Raw genomic sequence first — 20,028 nt, 5'->3', positions numbered from 1 at the left:
ACACGAGAAACCCTTTGCGCAAGGACAAAAGCCCCATGAAAGTTCGCATCCTCGTCCGTTTGAAGCCCGGCGTGCTCGACCCGCAGGGGCGCGCTGTGCACCATTCTCTTGATGGCCTCGGCTTTGAAGGCGTCAATGATGTGCGCATCGGGCGCATGATCGAGATGGATGTGGCCGAAGGCACTTCGGATGAAACGCTGACCAAGATGTGCGAGCAGTTGCTGGCGAATATGGTGATCGAAGACTACGCGATCGAGCGGCTCGATGATCAGAGGGAACCGGCCTGATGGGCTTTAAAGCGGGCGTCATCACTTTCCCCGGCTCCAATTGCGACCGCGACATGGCTGTGGCGTTGGAAAGCGTTACGGGCACACCTGCGCTGCGCATCTGGCATGGCGATGCAGAATTGCCCGAGGGCCTCGATTTCATCGCGCTTCCGGGCGGGTTTTCCTATGGCGATTATCTGCGCTCTGGCGCGATGGCCGCGCGCAGCCCAATCCTTAAAGCGGTGGTCAAGGCCGCCGAGCGGGGCGTGCCGGTGCTGGGCGTGTGCAACGGGTTTCAGGTGCTCACCGAAAGCGGGCTCCTCCCCGGCGCATTGATGCGTAATGCGGGCCAGACCTTCGTGTGCCGCACGGCCGAACTCGAAGTGGCAAACACAAGCTCGATCTACACCAGCGGTTTTGTTCAGGGGCAGGTCTTGCGCATTCCCGTGGCGCACCACGATGGCAATTACTTCGCTGACGAAGCGACTCTGGACAGGCTCGAAGGCGAAGGCCGCGTCGCCTTTCGCTATAAGGACAATGTCAACGGGTCACGCCGCGATATCGCCGGTGTGCTGAGCGCCAATGGGCGGGTGCTGGGCATGATGCCTCACCCCGAACGCGCGATCGAACCTGCCGCTCACCCGTCGCTTGGCGGCGAGGACGGGCGCGCCCTGTTTGAAAACGTGGTGAAGTCCCTCGTTGCCGCTTGAGCCGGTGGGCTGAGCGTGGCGCCCTTCGCCTTGCGAGCCTATGCCCGCAGGCGGCGCGGATTTGGCAAACCGTCCTTGCTGAACAATCCTCGCGCATCTTCGCTCGCCATCGGGCGTCCGAAGTAAAAACCCTGAATCTTGTCGCAGCCAAGGTTGCGGATCAGCTCGGCCTCTTCGGCGCTTTCCACGCCTTCGGCCGTGGTTGTCATGTCGAGGCTCTTCGCCATCGCGACCACCGCGTTGATGATGGCGAGGCTTTCATTCGCGCCCTGCGATGCTCCCTGAACGAAGGTGCGGTCGACCTTGATCGTCGAGAAGCGCAGCTTGCGCAGGTAACCGAGCGAGGAATAGCCGGTGCCAAAATCGTCAAGCGCGATTGAGCAGCCGAGCGCCATCACCTGTTCCAGAGCGTTGCGCGCAACCGAGGCATCGCGAAGGAAAATGCTTTCCGTCACCTCGATTTCGAGGCGTTCGGGGCGAAGGCCACTTGCAGCGAGCGTATCGACCACTTCCTGATGGAAATCGGGCTCGAGCAATTGTTCTGGCGAGACGTTGACATTGACCTTCACGTGATCGGGCCATTTGCGCGCTTCGAAACACGCCTGACGCAGCACCCAGCGACCAATCGGCACGATCAGGCGGGTATCCTCGGCAAGCGGTATAAATTTGCCCGGGCTGACAAAGCCGTGCTCCGAACTGTTCCAGCGCACCAGCGCCTCGAAGCTCACAATGCTTTCGCTGCGTGCATCGACGACCGGCTGATAGTGCAGCACGAATTCGTCAAGCCCAAGGGCATTGCGCAAGGAGGCTTCAAGCTGGCGCCGTTCTTCGGCAGAGGCGTGGAGGACGGGTTCAAAGCGACAGTGTTCGCCCCCGCCTGCATCCTTTGCACGGTACAGCGCGAGGTCGGCGTTGCGCATCAACTCTTCCACGGTGCGCCCGTCACGCGGTCCGATCGCAGAGCCGACACTTGCCCCCACATAAAGCGTATGGTGGTCAACCTGATAGGGTTCCGAGAGGCTCGTAATAACGCGCCGCGCGAGGCTACGCAGATAGTTCAGGTCGCTCGCATCGCGGATCACGACTGCAAACTCATCGCCGCCAAGACGCCCGACGACAGCATTGTCTCCCATGAGAGCTTTCAGGCGCGACGACACCTGGGCAAGCAATTTGTCGCCGGTCATGTGCCCGAGCGAATCGTTCACCGCCTTGAACCGGTCAAGGTCGATCATCATCAATGCGCAGCGCGAGCGCCAATGTTCGGCATGATCCAGCGCATCGCCCAAAGCCTCTGTCAGCATGAGGCGATTGGGCAGCGAGGTGAGCGTGTCATAGCGCGCGAGATATTCGATCTTTTCAGAGGACTGGCGCTGTTCGGTCACATCCGAACCAACGCCCCTGAACCCTGTGAATTTGCCGCGTTCATCGCGGATCGGCGTTCCCGAAAGCTCCCACCAACGTTCTTCGCCCTTGATCGAAACCTGAACGGAAAGATTGGAGAAATTTTCGCGATTGCGCAGCTTTTCGGCAAGCTCATGGAGGCTCGGCGGGAAATCACCGCTCTCCCATTTGTCGCCTGCAATCAGGGCAAGAAGAGGTTTTCCGTCAACCTCCTTGTCGGTCGCACTCAAGGCAAAAGCGAACCGGGGCGAAACCGACTGCAAACGGCGGCGCGGGTCGATTTCCCACAGCCAGTCGGCCTCGTTCTCCTCAAATTCGCGTAGAAGCAGAGAGACGACTTCTTCTTTTTCGATGATGGCGCTTTCCGCGATGCGCGCAGCCATGTGAGTGCGGCCCACTTCAATCGCGCCAAGGATAGTGCAGATCGTGAACAGAACGACGCCCGTGACAAGCGCCCACTCGCCCATCACGATGAAAGGCGCGCATCCTGCGATGCCGTTAATGAGCGATGCGATGACCATGTTGAGAGGGGTCGTGGTGTAAAAATAGACCCGGCCCGCCATGAGCGTGCCGATAACAGCCATTAAGGTCCCTGCGCTTTCAACCGAACCGAACGGCGCGAACCCTATCAAGGGCACAGCCCAAAGGATCGCGGAAACAATCGCGGTGCGCGAATGGTTCTTGGACAAGGTGTGCTTGCCGCGGCGCGTGTTGTACAATTGCTGGCGCTTGTCCGAGCGCATTCCTGAAATCTGCACCGTGGCCAGAGCGCCAAGCCACAACCCCATGAAAAGCGGACCGACCAGAGGGGTGTAGAGGTGTGCGACAAGCAGGGCGACAATCGCGTGAACGAAAAATCGGTGCAGTGTCAGACGACTGAGTGCCTGCGCCTCCAACCCGCGAAGTCGCGGCCAATCGGCTTGCCCCTTTTGCGACAGACCAAGGACAGCCGAAACCGGCAATTCCTGCTCGATCGAAGGGGTCGGGAGATGTTTTTCGTCGCTCACGCGGTGGTGGTTAACCGGCAAAGGTTAGGAGGGCGTAAAACTTGGTATCTCGCCGCGAGTTTTTTTGGCCCACCAGAGGGCCAATTCTTTTCCGATTATTCGACTGTTACCGATTTTGCCAGATTGCGCGGCTGATCGACGTCAGTGCCCTTAACGACCGCCACGTGGTAGGCCAGCAATTGCACCGGAATTGCGTACACCAACGGCGCGATCAGGGGGTGCACGACCGGCATCTCGATCGTGGCCAAACAGCCCTCGCCCGCCTCTTCGATGCCTCGCGCATCAGAAATCAGGACAACCTTGCCACCGCGCGCGCGCACTTCCTCCATGTTGGAGACGGTCTTTTCAAACAAAGGACCTGACGGCGCAATCACCACCACAGGCACATCATCGTCGATAAGCGCGATGGGTCCGTGCTTCATCTCGCCAGAGGCATAACCTTCGGCGTGGATGTAACTGATTTCCTTGAGTTTTAGCGCACCTTCAAGCGCGAGTGGAAAATCCTGTCCGCGCCCCAGATACAGCACATCGCGGGTCTGTGCGAAGTGGTGCGCCATGGCGGCAATATCATCATCGTGGCTCAGCGCCGCATTGAGCGCAGCGGGCGCTTCGAGAAGGTGTGTGACAACTTCGCGTTCTTCATCGCGGCTCATCCGGCCTTTCTTGACCGCCATATGCGCGGCCAGAGCGGCAAGAACCGCAAGCTGACAGGTGAAGGCCTTGGTCGAGGCGACCCCGATCTCTGGCCCTGCGTGTGTGGGCAAAAGAAGGTCCGCCTCGCGCGCCATGGAACTGGTCGGCACATTGACGACGACCGCGATCACCTGACCGTTTTCCTTGCAATGGCGAAGCGCGGCCAGCGTGTCTGCTGTCTCCCCGCTCTGGCTAATGAAGAGCGCAAGGCCCCCCTCTTCAAGCACGGGATCGCGGTAACGAAATTCCGATGCCACATCGATATCGACCGGCACGCGGGCGAATTGCTCGAACCAGTATTTGGCAACTAGGCCGGCATAATAGGATGTGCCGCAAGCAACGATTGTCAGGCGGCGAATCGCGGAAAGATCGAAATCGAACTGTGGCAGCGCCACCGAGACATCTTCGCGGCGCAGATAGGAGGAGAGCGTTTGCGCAACCACGGTGGGCTGCTCGAAAATCTCTTTTTGCATGAAGTGGCGGTAATTGCCCTTCTCCACCGCCGCAGCCGACGCGCCAGAGGCCTGAACCTTGCGCGTGACCGCATTTCCATCGGCATCAAAGATTTGTGCGCCTTCCTTGGTGATGACGACCCAATCGCCTTCCTCAAGATAGGTGATCTGCTGGGTCAATGGCGCGAGAGCGAGGGCATCGGAGCCAAGGAACATTTCGCCCTCGCCATAGCCCACCACAAGCGGTGAGCCGAGGCGAGCCCCGATCAAGAGGTCGGGATATTGGCGAAAAGCAATGGCGAGCGAAAAGGCACCGCGCAGTTTGGGCAGGACCTCGGCGACCGCCTCTTGCGGCGTTGCGCCTTTCTCAATGCGCGATGAAATCAGATGCGCGACGACTTCGGTGTCGGTCTCACTCGCATAGGTGCGGTTTTCGTGCTCAAGCTCTTGGCGAAGCGCCTTATAATTCTCGATGATCCCGTTGTGTACGAGTGCGAGTTCGTCGGTCGCATGGGGGTGCGCATTGGCAGCCGTTGGTGCGCCGTGGGTCGCCCAGCGTGTGTGCGCGATGCCGGTCGTGCCGGGCGCCGGCTCGTTTTCCAGCACACCTGCAAGGTTCAACAGCTTTCCCTCGGCGCGGCGGCGCACAAGCTCGCCGTCATAAAGCGTGCAGATCCCTGCGCTGTCATAACCGCGATATTCCATCCGCCTCAGGCCATCGACCAACCGATCCTGAACCGCGTTCGAGCTTACGATGCCGATAATGCCGCACATATTTGCCGTTAATTCCCTGATTGTCCCGGCAAGCGATGCGCTGGCCCTGGCCCGTTCCCGTGATTGGGCTCCCTTACTGGCAAAGCTTGAATAGAAGTTGAAGAGAAACCCGCCATTTCACCCGAAATTTGTCAGCCCAGGGGCTTGCGGGCCAATCATGGTTTACGATTGCTTAAGCCCCCCTCGCTAGCACAGCCTGAAATACCGGGCGCACGCGCGATGTGTGTGAAGGCGCAAGGGGGCTAATACGACACTATGAAACTGATCATCCAGATACCCTGCCTTAATGAGGCTGAAGTGCTGCCGGAAACGCTGGCAAAGCTGCCGCGTTCGTTGCCGGGTGTCGACACAATCGAATATTGCATCATCGACGATGGCAGCAGCGACGATACCAGCGGCGTTGCGCGTCGGTGGGGCGTGCATCATGTTGTGCGCCACCGGGGTAACCGGGGCCTCGCCGAGGCGTTCCGCAGCGGGATTGACAAATGCCTCTCGGAAGGTGCGGACATTATCGTCAACACCGATGCCGATGGCCAGTATGAAGGGGCCGACATTGCCAAGATCGTCGCCCCTGTCGTCGCAGGTGAGGCAGACATCTGCATTGGCGACCGCTCGGTTGGCAACAATGCACACTTCGGCCCGTTCAAACGCCTGCTTCAGCGACTTGGCTCATATGTGGTGCGCACACTTTCTGCGACCGAGATCACCGATGCGGTTAGCGGTTTTCGCGCGATCAGCCGCGATGCCGCCCAGCGCATCAACATCACCACCGATTTCAGCTACACCACCGACATGCTGATCCAGGCAGGGCGAAAGCGCCTGTCGATCACCAGCGTGCCGGTGCGCACCCATGCCGCAACGCGCCCCTCGCGCCTGTTCAAGTCGATCCCGCGTTTTATCCAGCAGACAGGGGTCACGATCCTTCGCGCCTATACGACCTTTAACGCGCTGCGCGTGTTCGTGGGTCTGGGCGCGCTGGCGACCGTTCTTGGCCTGATGCCGATTGCGCGCTTCCTCTGGTTTTTTGCCAATGGCGATGGCGACGGACACATCCAGTCGCTGGTCATTGGCGGGGCGTTGTTGATTATCGGCGTGCTGGTCAGCGTGCTGGGAATTCTGGCCGACCTGATCGCGACCAACCGCAAGCTTCTCGAAGCCAATATGCTCAAACTGCGTCGGATCGAAGAACGGCTCGATCACAGCGGGGGCGCGTCCGAGGATCACTCCGTCAGCACTGCGGACAGGCGTCAGGTCAGGCGGCGCGCATGAGTGCTGCGACACTGGAGCACCCGCAACACCCTGCGGGGTCTATGGGCGCTCTTTCACAGGCAATATCACGGGTCTGGCCCGCCGCTCTGCTCGTCCTGATGGCGGTGCTTCATGTGCATCTGGCGCTCACGCGCTCGATCAACTGGGACGAATTCTGGTTCTACTCGCAGGTCGAAGCCCTGGCGCAGGCGCGCAATTTCCAGCCGCTTCAGACATTGCACACGCAAATGTTTGCATGGTGGCTGCCCCAGCTTGGCGGCACGGCGGTTGAGCAAATCCTTACCGCGCGTTGGGTGATGCTCGGATTCACCGCGATTGCCAGCGCAGCAATTTTTGTGACCGCGCGAAAGATCTCCAATGATACCGCCGCGTATCTGGCGGTTGCTGCCTATCTGGGCGGCGGTTTCGTGCTCAACCACGCGGCATCGTTCCGGGTCGATGCAATTGCAGCAGCAACCCTTGGAAGCGCGCTTGCGGTGGCGATGTGCACCCGCCTTCGCGCGCCTGCCATCCTTGCGCTTGGCGCGCTTATTGCAGTTTCGGCATTGGTCACGATCAAGTTCGTTTTGTGGTTCCCCGCCTTTCTCGGCATCGCTCTATGGCGCTGGGAAGAGGAAGGGTTCGACTGGCGCTACGTCGCGCGCTGGGTTGCAGCAGGCTTGGTCGCAGCCGTCATGGGCGCAGCTCTCTACCTGTGGCATTCGGCAGCAGCAGAAGCCGGTCAGGCCGCAGTCAGCACCACCAGTTACGCGGGCCGGTCGGCGGCCAAGATGTTCGGCCTTTTCCACTCTCCCTACCTTTACCTGATGCGGCACGCGGCGCTTTTTGCCGTGCCTTTGGCGCTCGCGGTGGTTCTTGCCCCTGTCCTGATTGCCAGGGATAAACGCTCCGTGGCGAAACGCGCCGCTCTTGCGCTTTTGTGGTTTCCGGTGCTGACCCCGCTTTTCTACCACAATTCGGCGCCCTACTTTTACGTTTTCATTCTGCCTCCGGTCGCGATTGCGGCTTCAGTCTCTTTCGCCTTTCTGGCGGAGCGATATGGCGCACCGATGTGTGCAGCCGCGATTGCATCGTTCGCGATGATGGCGTGGGTGACCAATGAAGAGCCCGTGACACAGCGCCAGCACGCGCTTCTCAGCGCAATCGACGAAACTTTTGCCGAACCGGTCGCCTATTTCGATTGCTGCGGGATGATCGGGCGGTTCACCAAGGCAAACGGCTTCATGACGCCGTGGGGGATCGAAGGGTATCGCGCTTCTGGCGAGCCCAGATTTGCTGGCACAATGGAAGAGCAGCCGGTGCCCCTTCTGTTCGACAATGAACAGATGTTCGCGCCCCTGTTTGAAAGCGATGCGCCCACCTTCTTCCACCCAGACGACGAAGCGGCGCTGCGCAGCAACTATCGGCATTTCTGGGGCGACCTGTATCTCGCAGGCCACGATCTGGAGGCGGGTGAGACGATCAATTGGAACGTGCTTGTCCCTGGCACCTACACCGCTTCTGCCCCTCTTATAATCGATGGCGCGCGGGTCGAAGCAGGTGCAACGGTGGAGCTTGCGCGTGGCAGCGTGGCGATTTCCAACCCCTTGAATGAGCCCGCTTACATCATGTGGGGCGACAATATCGCAGCGCCGCAAATGGCTGCTCCAAGCGACTATTGGGGCGGATTCTGATGCAGGGATCGGCAATTCTCGATCACGTGATGGCCTTTACCCAAACCCTCGCGGCGCAGGCCAGGCGTTTCAAATTTCCGCTGCTGGTTGCCGCCCTCCTTGTCTTTGCAGGTGGCCTTGTCGTCTCGGTCAGCTCGCTCGATCTCAGCCTCTCTGACCTTGCGCTGCCTCCCCTTCTCCTGCTGCTATTTGTCCTGTCTCCGCTGACCCTCGCCTACAGCGCGATAAACCTTCAATTGATGGCCAAGGCTCTCGGCCTGCAAACCGGCTTTTGGCACGGCGTCCGGGTCAGCGCCTATGCGCAAGTGGCCGAGTTGCTGCCCATTCCGGGCGGTGCGATCGTGAGGACGGCGGCGCTGCGGCAAAAGGGCGGAAAGCTCGGTGCAAGCTCGCTTATCGTTCTCAGCTTCTCGCTGTTATGGATCGCCTGCGCGGCGGTAGCAGGAGGAGTTGCCATTCTCGGCTTTGAAGAAGAGCCTACCCCTGCACTCCACCTTACCGCGATAGGCCTGCTCGCCTTTGGCGGGGTGACCATCATTGCGATGGAAATCCTGCTCGTGCGCCGCGCGGGAGCAGGCGTCGCCCTCGCCGCGCTGGTCTATCGGATTGTCGGACTGATGCTGATCGCTGCGAGGATTTTCGTCGCATTCGCGATCATGGGGCTTTTTGTCGAGCCTGTTTCCTCTTTGCTCTTTGCGTTTGCCACAATTCTGGGCTCTGCGGCCTCGCTTGTTCCGTCGGGCCTTGGTATTGCCGAGGCGCTTTCGGCAGTGCTCGCCGAATTGACCGGAACGGTCGCTCCTGCGGCGGCATTTCTTGCAATCGCAATCAACCGGATTTGCGGCCTCTTGGTGAATATGACGGCGGCGTTTTTCGCTCTTGCATTCCAGCGCGAGGCGACGCCAACAAAGGTGGTGAACAATGGCCTCAGCTGACACGCGTCGCTATAATCTCAACGGTCTGGTGCAGGTCGAGGTGACGGGTCCGCGCTCTTACCTTGAATATTTCGACAATGAATATTCGCGCATCGCGCAAAGACCACTGGCTGCACCTGTTCCAACGGTGTGCCTGCGGATCGTTGATCGCATTGGTCAGGAGAACGCAAGGAGCCTCCATTACAAGGGTCTTTTCCATTTCCGTTATGCCGTAACCGGTTTGGACAGCGCATCGCCGGTGATCGAATTTGAACGCCATTGGCTCGACCGGCTCTACACGACGCCGGTTGGCGCGTTTGTTCAGGGCCAATTGCTTGAGCCGGTTATCTACCAGAAGCTTTTGGAAAACGGCGTTTTGTTCATGCACTGCGCGGGCGTTGCAAAGGACGGCGAGGCATTCGTATTTCCAGCGCACGGCGGAACCGGCAAAACCACCCTGTCGCTCGCCCTGATGCGCAACGGGTATGATTTGATGGGCGACGACCTGTTGATGGTCGATACCGCCACCGGCACCGTCCACCCCTATGCGCGCCCGCTGCATCTTTTCACATACAATCTCAAGACGCTTACCGTCCCACCGCGCATAAGAGCTGCGATTGCGCTCAAGGATGTAATCCGTTCGGCAATTGCGCTCACCACGGGCAAGCGTTTCCTCATCTCCACGCGCGCGCACGCGGACGAATTTCTCGAAGTGAGTTACGCCTCACCTTCCAGGCTGGGCGGGCTGATATTCCTGCGCAGGGATGGCGAGGAACAGCGTTTCGATCTGTCGCGATCGGACGATCTTGAAGAAGCGATAGAGATGATCATCAACTCCGCCGACCTCAACCTCAGCCTTGCGGAAAACATTGGTTTCACCGACCGCCTGAAAGAAACAGAGCGCAAGGTGATTGGTCAGGTGCTCGCTCATGCCGGCGAAATGCGCGCCGTTAACGCACGCGCGCTTACCACGGACGCGGATCGCATCGCGCTCCTCTCGAACTGATCGGGACTCTAGAACCCACTCCGCACGGCCTGAGGGTCAGGCGCCCGTCCGGCGTTTCACGGCCCTTTCAATGGGTTCGAGATATTCCTCGATCAAATTGCTCCACAAATAGCGCGACAGGACTTGCTTCGCTTGACCGGCAGAGCCCGGTGATCGGGTCATCAATTCGACAATGGCGCGTGCAAGCGCATCGATATCGGCGGGGTCCTCGACGAACACCACATCACGCTTGATCGCGTCCCATTCGGGCAGCAGCTCGATATTGGTATCGCGCGAGGCAAGCACGGGCTGACCGCGCATCAACGCCTCCAGCAATGCGACGGGCAATCCCTCGACATCGCCGCCGCTCGCTTTTGCGGGAAAGGCAAAACGTTCACACCCTGCCAGGAAGTGTTCCTTTTCCTTGCCGGATAGAAACCCCAGAAAATCCACATTGGCACAGCGCTTAAGGCTTTGCAGATGTTCGCGTTCTTCTCCGTCACCGGCGATCCCGACCCGTGGGCTGACCCCGCTTTCATGCAGTTTTTCAAGCGCGCGGATGAGCAGGTCCAAACCTTTCTTTTTGGACAGGCGGCCAATCGATCCGATCTCGATTTGACCGGTTGAACGGCTCATGGGTTGCAGCCTGGCAACGCCCATCGGGATGACGCTTGCCCCGGTCACGGTGACGTTTGTGGCAAGCTCCGGGTAAAACCCGCGCGCCAGATCAAGCTGTCCCGCATTTACGCAGAAAAAGTGCTCGGCCTGCTGCAACATTGCACGCGCAACGCCGCGCCCTGCGCTGCCGAAATTGGACAGAACGCTGAGGTCGCTTGAATGGGTCTGCAGGATGTAAGGAGCGCCCGTTTTGGCCTTCAGCCGGTGAGCGACCAACCCTTGCGGCACCGCCCAATGCGCATAGACCAGATCGACGCCGCCCTCGCTTATGATCTCTTTCGCCCGGCGATATTGCGCCCAGACCAGCGGCGCAATCTGCCATGCACGCCATGGCGCCGCCTTGAGATTTGGCATGATTGCGGGATAGGCCAGCGTCTGCAGCGAGGCAGGGCGAACATAGGTGTATCTCTTGATCGTCTTGCGCCCGTGATGCTCTTCGTCGGGCGCGCCTTGCGATGCGGGCGCAAGGATGGTGATGCGGTCATCCGGACGCGCCGCCAACCAGGCATCGGCTTGCTCGCCGACAAAATTCGCCTGCATATCGCCCGCCCAGCGCGGTAATGTGGATGTCAGAAACAACACGTGCATACTGGATCCTTGATCTTTCCAATTATCGGGCATGGCAAGCGGCAACCTTGGCGAAAAATTAAGGTTTCCAAATTATTCACCACATTTCGAGAGACGCTGTTCGTGATAACTTGCGAAACAGCAAGTGGTACCAAGTTTGAGCCTGGGGGCTATTTTAATGAGCGCATTCGGCAAAAAAGGCGGCGCAGGCGGTATGAGGCCTGGCGCAAAACCTGCTTTTGGCGTTGCAAGGCCAATGAAGGGCGGAAGCCCTTCTTCCGAAAAAGCCAAAGGTGGTGAGCAATTCCCGCCGCTGCCCGAAGACGGCGGCGGCAGCTCCGAACCTGCAAAAGCCGCTGCTCCTCCCCCGCCCAAACCTTCCTCCGGCAATGCAACTTCGGATGCGATGGACCGGCTGCAGGAGCGCATGAACTCGACCAACGCCGCAGAAAATGAAGCCAGCGGCTTTGAGGCGAGCGTTCACAAGATCAAGGAACAGGTCCTCCCGCGCCTTCTCGAACGCGTGGACCCCGAAGCGGCAGCGACGCTCACCAAGGAAGAGCTGTCGGAAGAATTCCGCCCGATCATCATGGAAGTGCTGGCCGAGCTTAAGGTCACGCTGAACCGGCGCGAGCAATTTGCGCTTGAAAAGGTTCTGATCGACGAACTGCTGGGCTTTGGTCCGTTGGAAGAGCTTCTAACTGATCCGGACGTCTCCGATATCATGGTCAATGGTCCCGACCAGACCTATATCGAGAAAAAGGGTAAGCTTATCATCGCACCGATCCGGTTCCGCGATGAACAACACCTTTTCCAGATCGCACAGCGTATCGTGAACCAGGTTGGCCGCCGCGTCGACCAGACCACGCCGCTTGCCGACGCCCGTTTGAAAGACGGCTCTCGTGTGAACGTCATCGTTCCGCCTCTTTCGCTGCGCGGCACCGCGATCTCTATTCGTAAATTCTCCGAAAAACCGATCACCTTGGATATGCTCAAGGAATTCGGTTCGATGTCGGAGAAGATGTGTACCGCCCTCAAAATCGCGGGCGCGTGCCGGATGAACATCGTTATTTCAGGCGGTACGGGTTCTGGTAAAACGACCATGCTCAACGCCCTGTCGAAGATGATCGACCCGGGTGAGCGCGTTCTGACGATCGAGGACGCCGCCGAACTTCGTCTGCAACAGCCGCACTGGCTGCCGCTCGAAACGCGTCCGCCAAACCTTGAAGGGCAAGGCGCGATTACCATCGGCGACCTTGTGAAAAACGCCCTGCGTATGCGTCCCGACCGGATTATTCTGGGTGAGATTCGTGGCGCTGAATGTTTCGACCTTCTCGCCGCCATGAACACGGGCCACGATGGTTCGATGTGTACGCTCCACGCCAACTCTCCTCGCGAGTGTCTAGGCCGTATGGAGAACATGATCCTGATGGGCGACATCAAGATCCCGAAAGAGGCGATTTCACGCCAGATTGCGGAATCTGTTGACCTGATCGTTCAGGTAAAGCGCCTTCGCGATGGTTCGCGTCGCACGACCAACATCACCGAGGTAATCGGGATGGAAGGCGACGTGATCGTGACCCAAGAGCTGTTCAAATTCGAATATCTCGACGAGAGCGAAGATGGCAAGATCATGGGCGAATTCCGCTCAAGCGGCTTGCGGCCCTATACGCTTGAAAAAGCGCGCCAATTCGGGTTCGATCAAGCGTATTTGGAAGCCTGCCTGTAAGGCAGGCCGCCCTCAAACGCCGGGCGCGAGCCATCCGGCTCGCTTGGCTACGGCCTGACCGGCCGACGCGCGGTCGCGCTTGCACTCGCTTTCGGCTCGCGAATTGGGAAGCTTGCCTCTAAAGGTTGCCGAGCACAACCGGCAGGCTCATCGCAAGGCATCCGCCACCGATAATGGCAAGGCCAAGGAACAGCCCTGTCCAAGGCACGAAGCCCACGCGCTCCAGCCGGTCGACCGAACGGCGTTTTTCGCGCATCCGGTCCATGAGCAAGCACACCACCGCCAATGCCCAGCACACCGCACCCGCCACGGCGAGAAGCGCGGCGTCGCTGGCAAAGGTCAGGGCGTTCAAAAATTCCATCGCGCCCATTTAAAGGGCGTTGCAAACCGCGCAAGTTCGCGGGCAAGTTTTCAAGCCAATGATTGCGCAATCGCAATTGGGCCCTAAAGCGTTGCAGCAATGGATGGATCAGTCGCCCGGCCCCGCCCCTTTCTAGCGCTCGGTATCAGACTGGCCGCCGCTGCCACGCTTGCGACCATGTCCATGCTGGTCAAGGTGACCGAGGCGCGCGGCGCATCTTTGACCGAACTTGTCTTCTGGCGTCAGCTCATCACCCTCATTTGCATCACCGGCCTGCTCGCGGCGTGGGGCAGGCTGCGCGTTCTCAAGACAAATCGCCTGCGCGCGCACGGTGGCCGCGCGATCATGGGCATTACCGGCATGTTCCTTGTCTATGGCGCGGTTGTCCTGCTTCCGCTGGCGGAGGCGAGTGCGCTGGGTTTCACCTCGCCATTGTTTGCGGTGCTTTTGGGGGTGTTCCTGTTCAAGGACAGGCCGGGCAAATATCGATGGAGTGCGGTGGCGCTTGGATTTGCGGGGGTGCTGGTCCTTACCCAGCCCGGATTTGGCCTCGGCGGGACCGCTGGCATTGACCCGTTTGGCGCCGTGGTCGGCCTTCTCGCAGCGCTTTGGGTTGCAATCATAAGTATGCAAATTCAGGACCTTAACAAAACCGAGAGTCCATGGAGCATCGTTTTCTGGTTCACCGCATTCACAACGCCGCTGATGGCGCTTGCCCTGCCCTTTGTGTATGTGCCGCACGATCCGGTGACCTGGAGCCTGATCCTGGCGATGGGACTGTGCGGTGCGCTTGCGCAGATGCTATTGACGGCAAGCTTGCGGTTCGGTTCTGCGGGCGTGATCCTGCTGATCGACTACACCGGACTTTTGTGGGCGACCTTTTATGGATGGAGCGTGTTCGAACGCACCCCGCCGACAAGCCTGTGGTTCGGCGCACCGTTGATCGTGGGAGCGGGGCTCTTGATCGCCTGGCGCGAGAGGGCTCTTGCGGCTGAGCGAAAGACCAAACGTCAAAGTTTGGAACCCAAAGCACGATAGGCGCGTATTTGTCTTGTTACCATCATCACAGGAGACCCCCGATGATCCGCAAGACCATTATCGCAGTTGCCCTTGGCGCAATGACCCTCAGCGCAGCGGCCTGCAACACCGTTCGCGGTGCTGGCGACGACCTTAAATCCGCGGCCGATGCGGTTGACGAAGAAACTTAAGTGTCCGTCAAACCGACCCAAAAGAGGGCCCGCTTGAATGGCGGGCCCTTTTTTTGTGTATTGCTGAGGCACGCTGTCAGCTAATATCCTGCCATCAAGGAGTTTCAAAAATGAGCCGGAAGTCCACTCAAAAAACCGTTCTTGCGTTCGTTCTTGGCGCGCTGACCGTGACGACCGCGGCGTGCAACACCGTCAAAGGTGTGGGGCGCGACATCGAATCGGTGGGTCAGGCGGGCGAAGACGTCATCAACGGCGGTTGACCCCGGGCGAGGCGCTGCGCCGCGTTTGTGCGTCGGCGTAGCCTGCCCCCCTTTCAGGTTTTGCGATAGACCAGCATCAAATTGTTGGCGGGCATCTCGTAACGGGCGGCTCGCTCGAAACCGTGCGCCCTTGCCGTGCTGTCCACTTTTTCAGCATCACGAATACCCCATTCCGGATTTCGCGCTTTCAGGCTTACATCAAAGGCAAGGTTCGACGGCGCCGGCTCCACTCCCTGCTCAAAGAATGGGCCATAAAGGATCACGGGAAAATCCGTGGCGCCCTTCCCTTGCGCAGCCGCGCGCGCGCTGCCTTCGAAAAGACCAGTGCACGAAGCGTAGGCAGATATGTGGATCATGTTGATGCACAAGGCTGCGGCAATATCGGGGGGTATTGCCCACGCTTTGGGCAGGCTTGCATCGACCTCGAGGACATCCCTTAAGTTGGTTCCCTTATATTCCTGCGTATAGGCCCTGATCGAATTTCGGGCATCGGGATCGGGATCACTGGGTTGCCAGTCGAGATCGGGAAACTGTGCCGCAAAATAGAGCGCGTGTTCACCCGAACCACTTGCGATTTCGAGCACTGTTCCTTTTTTGGGCAGCTCGGCCGAAAGCACGCGGGCAATCGCCTCGCGGTTGCGCAAGGTCGCAGGGGCATGACGCTTGGCGCCATGCTCGCTGATATCATCCATGCTGGTCGGGCTTGGCATCGAAGCGCGGCGCCTAGCTGACCTGCCGGTCCTGACCTTCCCAATAGGGTGCGCGCAATTGCCGGCGCAGGATCTTGCCAGAGGCATTGCGCGGCATTTCAGGGATCACATCGATGCTTTTGGGCGCCTTGAAAGCGGCGATCCGCTCCCTCGCATAGGCGATCACATCGCCCGCCTCGATCTCCATTCCCGGCTTTGGCACGCAGCAGGCCTTGACCTCTTCCCCCCATTGTTCGGACGGAATGCCGATCACCGCAACTTCTGCCACCGCAGGATGGCCGTATATCGCGCTTTCCACTTCAGCCGGATAGACGTTCTCGCCGCCCGAAATGATCATGTCCTTGATCCGGTCCTGGATATAGACATAGCCGTCAGCATCCATGATCCCGGCATCGCCCGTGTGCAGCCAGCCGTCGGCATCGATGGTCTTTGCGGTCGCTTCGGCAAGTTTCCAGTATCCGGCCGTGTTCGACGGGGATTTGATACAAATCTCGCCGATCTCGCCGCGCTCGACTTGCTTATTGTCTTCGCCGCGGATTTCAATCTCGACGCCGGGAACCGCCTTGCCCGCAGAACGCATCCGTTCATTGCCTTCGAGCGAGTGATCGTCAGGCGGCAGCATTGTTACCGTGCCGCAGGTTTCGGTCATGCCATAAACCTGCAAAAGCCCCGCGCCCGGCATGGTCGCGACGGTCTGTTTCAACAGCTCCAATGGCATGGGCGCTGCGCCATACATGAGATAGCGAAGACCGGAAAAATCGGTTTCCTTGGCGAGCGGGTGCTGGATTACGAACTGGATCGCGGCGGGAACGAGGAACATGTGCGTTGCCCCGTTCTTGATCGCGCTCAACACGCCGTCGGGCGTAAACTCGGGCAGGATGTGAGCGCGCACACCGTTGGAAGTCGCAATCGCGGCAAGGCCCGTGCCGCCGATATGCGCGCAAGGCATGGCAGCAAGGATGCAATCCGTCTCGATATATTTCTGCCAAGGCTGATCTTCCTCGACGCTCGGCTTGCGCAGCGAGAACATATTGCGATTGGAAAGCCCGACACCCTTGGGATTGCCCGTCGTGCCCGAGGTGTAAAGCTGGAGGATGGCATCATCCAGATCGGCGGGCTCGAACTCGGCAGGGGCCATCGCTTCGGCGGCGCGGAAAGCGGCCTCAACTTCGAATACGCGAGGCGGGTTTTCCAATGTGCCGGTTACTTCGCTGGCCGTGTCGATGAAGCCGTCTTCGACAAACAACAGCTTGGAGCCGGTATCTGTCAGGATATAGGCAATCTCGGGTGGCGCGAGACGCCAACCGACCGGAGCCATCACCGCACCAACACGCGCAGCGGCGTAAAGGAGGAGGAAATAGCGGTCCGAATTCTTGCCAAGCCAGGCGATGCGGTCGCCGCGTCCAACCCCGTTTTCGGCGAAGAAGGCAACCAATTGCCGCGTGAGTTTTTCCGCCTCGCCATAGGTTGTGATCCGCCCGTCCATTTCGAGCGCGATCCGGTCCGGAGCAACCGTGCCCCAATGCTTCAAAAATTCATCAAATGACAGATAGTCACCGGTGGCTTCAGACGCCATTCCCTACTCTCCCAAACTTCTCTCACGAGAAGGACTAGGCAAATATCAGGGGCGCGTCCATAATTTTACGGGAGCGATTTTGCGCAGGCACGCGTGGGGCAAAATGCGCCCAAATTCCAGCGCCCCTCTAATTCCAACGCCCCTTTGCGCGCGCAGACGGTTCACGAATGATGAGCCAGAAGAGCAGACCGGCCGGTCCTGCGACAAAGGTCAGCAGAAGGATCGGAGCCTGGATAAAGCGCGAGATGAACTTCGCATCGCCATCGCGCGCGATCCACAGGCCAACGAACAGGTCAAAGGCGAGGTAATGGACCCAGCCAATCGTGACGCCGCCATCGCTTGCGAAGATGTCGCGCACCCCTTCTATGGAGGTGAAGTTTGCGCCAGCGCCGCCCTCACCTGCCGGGATAAACCCCGAAAGCACCCCGCCAAGGGCCACGGCGTACACCATGCTAAGGAGCCCTGCGCCAAGATAAAGCACACCGGCAAGCGCGATCGGATGGCGCGGAAGCAGTATCAGCACGACCCAGGCGATCATCGCCAATATATTGGCAGCTGAGAATACCGTGCTCCATTCCATCCTTGCGTCCCCTTAATAATCGCGTTGAATGCTACTCGTCTTGAAAAGAAGCTTTCGCGCGCCAGTCGCGCGCTGCGCGTTTGATCGCGTCATTGTCATGGGTAAAGCGCCCTGCGGCTTTGCGCAAAGCCAGCCCGATCGCCGCCTCGCATACGGCATCTGCGTCAATCGAGCGATAACCTGACCATTTGCGGGGCAGCAGCGGGTCGAGGATCGGGCTTGCAAACTGCGCCGCAGCTTCGAGCGGGCGAAGATCGTCGATCCGCGCGCCCTTGAGGAGGCCGGGCCGCAAGATATCGACCCGTTTCAGTCCGATTTTCGAGACCGCCTGCTCTGTCTCTCCCTTGGTGCGCATATAAAAGCTTTTCGAGCGCGCATCGGCGCCCGACGAACTGACCATGACGAAATTGGAAATGCCGACCTCGTGGGCGGTTCTGGCGGTGTTGACGATGAGGTCATAATCGACGGCGCGAAAGGCCGCCTCATCGCGGCCCGCTTTCTTCCATGTCGTGCCCAGCGCGCAGATAAGCGCCGCTGGCTTGACCGCGCCAAGAACTTCGCCCCACTTTTCAGGATCGGCGACGAACATCTCCACTTTTGCGCCTTTGGGCAAAGTCGGCTCGCGCCGGGCGATGCCGACCATGCGAACATCCTCGCCTGCGCTGGAAATCTCGATCAGGCGTCGCCCGATGAGGCCGGTCGCCCCGACAAGACCGATGCGAACGGGCCCGCTGGGATCGGCGTGCGTGTCAGACATTGATCAACCCCTGGGGCACGTTACCACTGATCCTTGAAAGCTCGCGCATGGCAAACCGGTCGCTCATGCCTGCGATGAAATCGGCAATCGTGCGCGCACGGCCCGGCTCGGCCTTGGGCAGACGCGCTTGCCAATCGGCAGGCATCAACGCAGGATCATTGGCATAGGCTTCAAACAATCGCGAAATCACATCGCGCGCGTTGCTGGCCGCGTTCACCTGTTCCGGATGGTAATACAGCTTTTGATACATAAAGGCTTTGAGCTCGCGCTCCTGCTTTTCCATTTCAGGCGAAAATCCCGCCAGTTGTCGCCCTGCCGCGCGCACTTCGTCAACGTTGGCAAAGCCTTTTGTCTGCACTTTGGTGTGCTCGAGCACGTCGTTCACCATCAATCCGATCTGATCGCGAATAAGCTCGCGCAGCAAGCGATCTTGCGCAGCGTTTGGAAAGCGCTTTTCGACCATGCGCCATTGGTGTGCGAGGAAATCCAGTTCCATCAGGTCATCAAGCGTCAGAAACCCTGCACGAAGGCCATCGTCGATGTCGTGATTGTCATAGGCGATATCGTCGGCCACGGCCGCAATTTGCGCTTCGATCGAGGCGTGGGAACCAAGATCAAGCGGAAAGGCCGTGTCAAGCTCGGCCAAAGCCCAATTGGGGTCGGTGACCGGACCATTGTGCTTGGCAAGCCCTTCGAGAAGGTCCCATGTGAGGTTCAGCCCCTCATGGGTGGGATAGGGGCTTTCAAGACGCATCACGGTGCGCAGCGTTTGGGCATTATGGCAAAAGCCGCCGTGCTCGGCCATGGCCTCGGACAGGGCATCTTCCCCCGCGTGGCCAAACGGGGGATGGCCAAGGTCATGCGCCAGGCACAGCGCCTCGGTCAGGTCTTCATCCACCCGCAAGGCGCGCGCCAGCACGCGGCCAATCTGCGCAACCTCGACACTGTGAGTCAGACGCGTGCGATAATGGTCGCCGTCGGGCGCGATGAACACCTGCGTCTTCGACTTCAGGCGGCGGAAACTCATCGAATGGATGATCCGGTCGCGATCGCGTTGGAAATCGCTGCGCGGACCTCGGCGCTCGGCTGGCGTTAACGGCGCTCGGGCGGCCTGTGCTGCCACGCGCGCAAACTCGCGTCCACCGTGAGCATAGGGGTCAGCTGCGAAGGCAGCGCGAGGGGGCGTATCGGGGGAAGTGCTATCAGACACGAGAACCGCTTAAGCGAGCGCCATGCGCGGCTCAACGGGAACAGATCGGCAACGCTCGCGAATTCCGGTGGACAGCTGCGCACAGCGCGAGCGCGTGCCGGTTCAAATTCATTGATCGGAAAAAAATGGGACCGCCTACCGGGTGCAATGGGGGGTGGTAGGCGGTCCCAAGAGCTTTTCAGCTCTTGGGTCATCGGCGCGACCCGAGACCCGCGACTTGCTCTCTATTTAGCGGCAAGCACTCAGGC

General features: G+C 59.5%; 19 protein-coding genes. 10 read left to right on the top strand and 9 right to left on the bottom strand.

Going from position 1 to position 20,028, the window contains the following annotated elements:
* The first annotated feature begins 35 nt into the window (after positions 1-35).
* Positions 36-287, top strand: coding sequence for a phosphoribosylformylglycinamidine synthase subunit PurS (purS, locus tag MWU38_RS12525; protein ID WP_247272148.1), 252 nt, complete (start codon positions 36-38; stop codon positions 285-287).
* Positions 287-976: a phosphoribosylformylglycinamidine synthase subunit PurQ gene (purQ, locus tag MWU38_RS12520; protein ID WP_247272147.1), complete on the top strand. Its 690-nt coding sequence runs from the start codon at positions 287-289 to the stop codon at positions 974-976. Before purS ends, purQ begins: the two co-directional genes overlap by 1 nt.
* A gap of 38 nt (positions 977-1,014) precedes the next feature.
* Here the strand turns inward: purQ and MWU38_RS12515 are convergent, their stop codons facing one another.
* Positions 1,015-3,384 carry an EAL domain-containing protein gene (locus tag MWU38_RS12515; RefSeq protein WP_247272146.1) on the bottom strand — a complete coding sequence of 790 codons (2,370 nt, stop codon included), beginning with the start codon at positions 3,382-3,384 and terminating at the stop codon, positions 1,015-1,017.
* 95 nt (positions 3,385-3,479) lie between these two features.
* Entirely contained in the window at positions 3,480-5,303 is a 1,824-nt protein-coding gene (gene glmS, locus MWU38_RS12510) for a glutamine--fructose-6-phosphate transaminase (isomerizing) (protein ID WP_247272145.1), read from the bottom strand.
* A gap of 255 nt (positions 5,304-5,558) precedes the next feature.
* Here glmS and MWU38_RS12505 point away from each other — a divergent pair, with 255 nt between their 5' ends.
* Genes MWU38_RS12505 through MWU38_RS12490 form a run of 4 tightly spaced genes read left to right on the top strand, consistent with a single transcriptional unit; the run spans position 5,559 to position 10,165 of the window.
* Positions 5,559-6,572: a glycosyltransferase family 2 protein gene (locus MWU38_RS12505; protein ID WP_247272144.1), complete on the top strand. Its 1,014-nt coding sequence runs from the start codon at positions 5,559-5,561 to the stop codon at positions 6,570-6,572.
* Positions 6,569-8,245, top strand: coding sequence for a hypothetical protein (locus MWU38_RS12500; protein ID WP_247272143.1), 1,677 nt, complete (start codon positions 6,569-6,571; stop codon positions 8,243-8,245). Before MWU38_RS12505 ends, MWU38_RS12500 begins: the two co-directional genes overlap by 4 nt.
* Positions 8,245-9,180, top strand: a complete 936-nt coding sequence (locus MWU38_RS12495) for a hypothetical protein (protein ID WP_247272142.1) — start codon at positions 8,245-8,247, stop codon at positions 9,178-9,180. Before MWU38_RS12500 ends, MWU38_RS12495 begins: the two co-directional genes overlap by 1 nt.
* Positions 9,167-10,165: a hypothetical protein gene (locus tag MWU38_RS12490; RefSeq protein ID WP_247272141.1), complete on the top strand. Its 999-nt coding sequence runs from the start codon at positions 9,167-9,169 to the stop codon at positions 10,163-10,165. The genes MWU38_RS12495 and MWU38_RS12490 overlap by 14 nt, the downstream gene beginning before the upstream one ends.
* Before the next feature lie 36 nt (positions 10,166-10,201).
* Here the strand turns inward: MWU38_RS12490 and MWU38_RS12485 are convergent, their stop codons facing one another.
* Positions 10,202-11,410, bottom strand: a complete 1,209-nt coding sequence (locus MWU38_RS12485) for a glycosyltransferase (RefSeq protein WP_247272140.1) — start codon at positions 11,408-11,410, stop codon at positions 10,202-10,204.
* Positions 11,411-11,567: 157 nt separating this feature from the next.
* Here MWU38_RS12485 and MWU38_RS12480 point away from each other — a divergent pair, with 157 nt between their 5' ends.
* Entirely contained in the window at positions 11,568-13,118 is a 1,551-nt protein-coding gene (locus MWU38_RS12480) for a CpaF family protein (protein ID WP_247272139.1), read from the top strand.
* Positions 13,119-13,236: 118 nt separating this feature from the next.
* Here the strand turns inward: MWU38_RS12480 and MWU38_RS12475 are convergent, their stop codons facing one another.
* Complete coding sequence (locus MWU38_RS12475) at positions 13,237-13,479, bottom strand: hypothetical protein (protein ID WP_247272138.1); 243 nt, start codon at positions 13,477-13,479, stop codon at positions 13,237-13,239.
* Between the two features lie 99 nt (positions 13,480-13,578).
* Here MWU38_RS12475 and MWU38_RS12470 point away from each other — a divergent pair, with 99 nt between their 5' ends.
* The 3 genes from MWU38_RS12470 (at position 13,579) to MWU38_RS12465 (ending at position 14,947) form a co-directional block, all read left to right on the top strand.
* Complete coding sequence (locus MWU38_RS12470) at positions 13,579-14,517, top strand: DMT family transporter (RefSeq protein ID WP_247272137.1); 939 nt, start codon at positions 13,579-13,581, stop codon at positions 14,515-14,517.
* 41 nt (positions 14,518-14,558) lie between these two features.
* Positions 14,559-14,687, top strand: coding sequence for a hypothetical protein (locus MWU38_RS14950; RefSeq protein WP_281494673.1), 129 nt, complete (start codon positions 14,559-14,561; stop codon positions 14,685-14,687).
* 110 nt (positions 14,688-14,797) lie between these two features.
* Complete coding sequence (locus tag MWU38_RS12465) at positions 14,798-14,947, top strand: entericidin A/B family lipoprotein (RefSeq protein ID WP_247272136.1); 150 nt, start codon at positions 14,798-14,800, stop codon at positions 14,945-14,947.
* Between the two features lie 53 nt (positions 14,948-15,000).
* On the opposite strand, the gene MWU38_RS12460 is transcribed toward MWU38_RS12465, so the two are convergent.
* From MWU38_RS12460 to MWU38_RS12440, 5 genes are all read right to left on the bottom strand, one after another.
* Positions 15,001-15,639: a DUF938 domain-containing protein gene (locus tag MWU38_RS12460; protein WP_247272135.1), complete on the bottom strand. Its 639-nt coding sequence runs from the start codon at positions 15,637-15,639 to the stop codon at positions 15,001-15,003.
* 31 nt (positions 15,640-15,670) lie between these two features.
* A complete protein-coding gene (locus MWU38_RS12455) occupies positions 15,671-17,233 on the bottom strand; it encodes a long-chain-fatty-acid--CoA ligase (protein WP_247272134.1) in 1,563 nt (520 codons plus the stop codon).
* A gap of 127 nt (positions 17,234-17,360) precedes the next feature.
* On the bottom strand, positions 17,361-17,813 hold the full coding sequence (locus MWU38_RS12450) for an ABA4-like family protein (RefSeq protein WP_247272133.1): 453 nt from the start codon (positions 17,811-17,813) through the stop codon (positions 17,361-17,363).
* 31 nt (positions 17,814-17,844) lie between these two features.
* Positions 17,845-18,570, bottom strand: a complete 726-nt coding sequence (locus tag MWU38_RS12445; RefSeq protein WP_247272132.1) for an NAD(P)H-binding protein — start codon at positions 18,568-18,570, stop codon at positions 17,845-17,847.
* Complete coding sequence (locus MWU38_RS12440; protein WP_247272131.1) at positions 18,563-19,780, bottom strand: deoxyguanosinetriphosphate triphosphohydrolase; 1,218 nt, start codon at positions 19,778-19,780, stop codon at positions 18,563-18,565. Before MWU38_RS12440 ends, MWU38_RS12445 begins: the two co-directional genes overlap by 8 nt.
* Positions 19,781-20,028 lie beyond the last annotated feature (248 nt).

It is taken from the genome of Qipengyuania sp. S6317L1 (assembly GCF_023015615.1).
GTDB lineage: Bacteria > Pseudomonadota > Alphaproteobacteria > Sphingomonadales > Sphingomonadaceae > Erythrobacter.
Note: the sequence above shows the minus strand (reverse complement) of the source record. Positions and strands in the feature narration are given on the sequence as shown.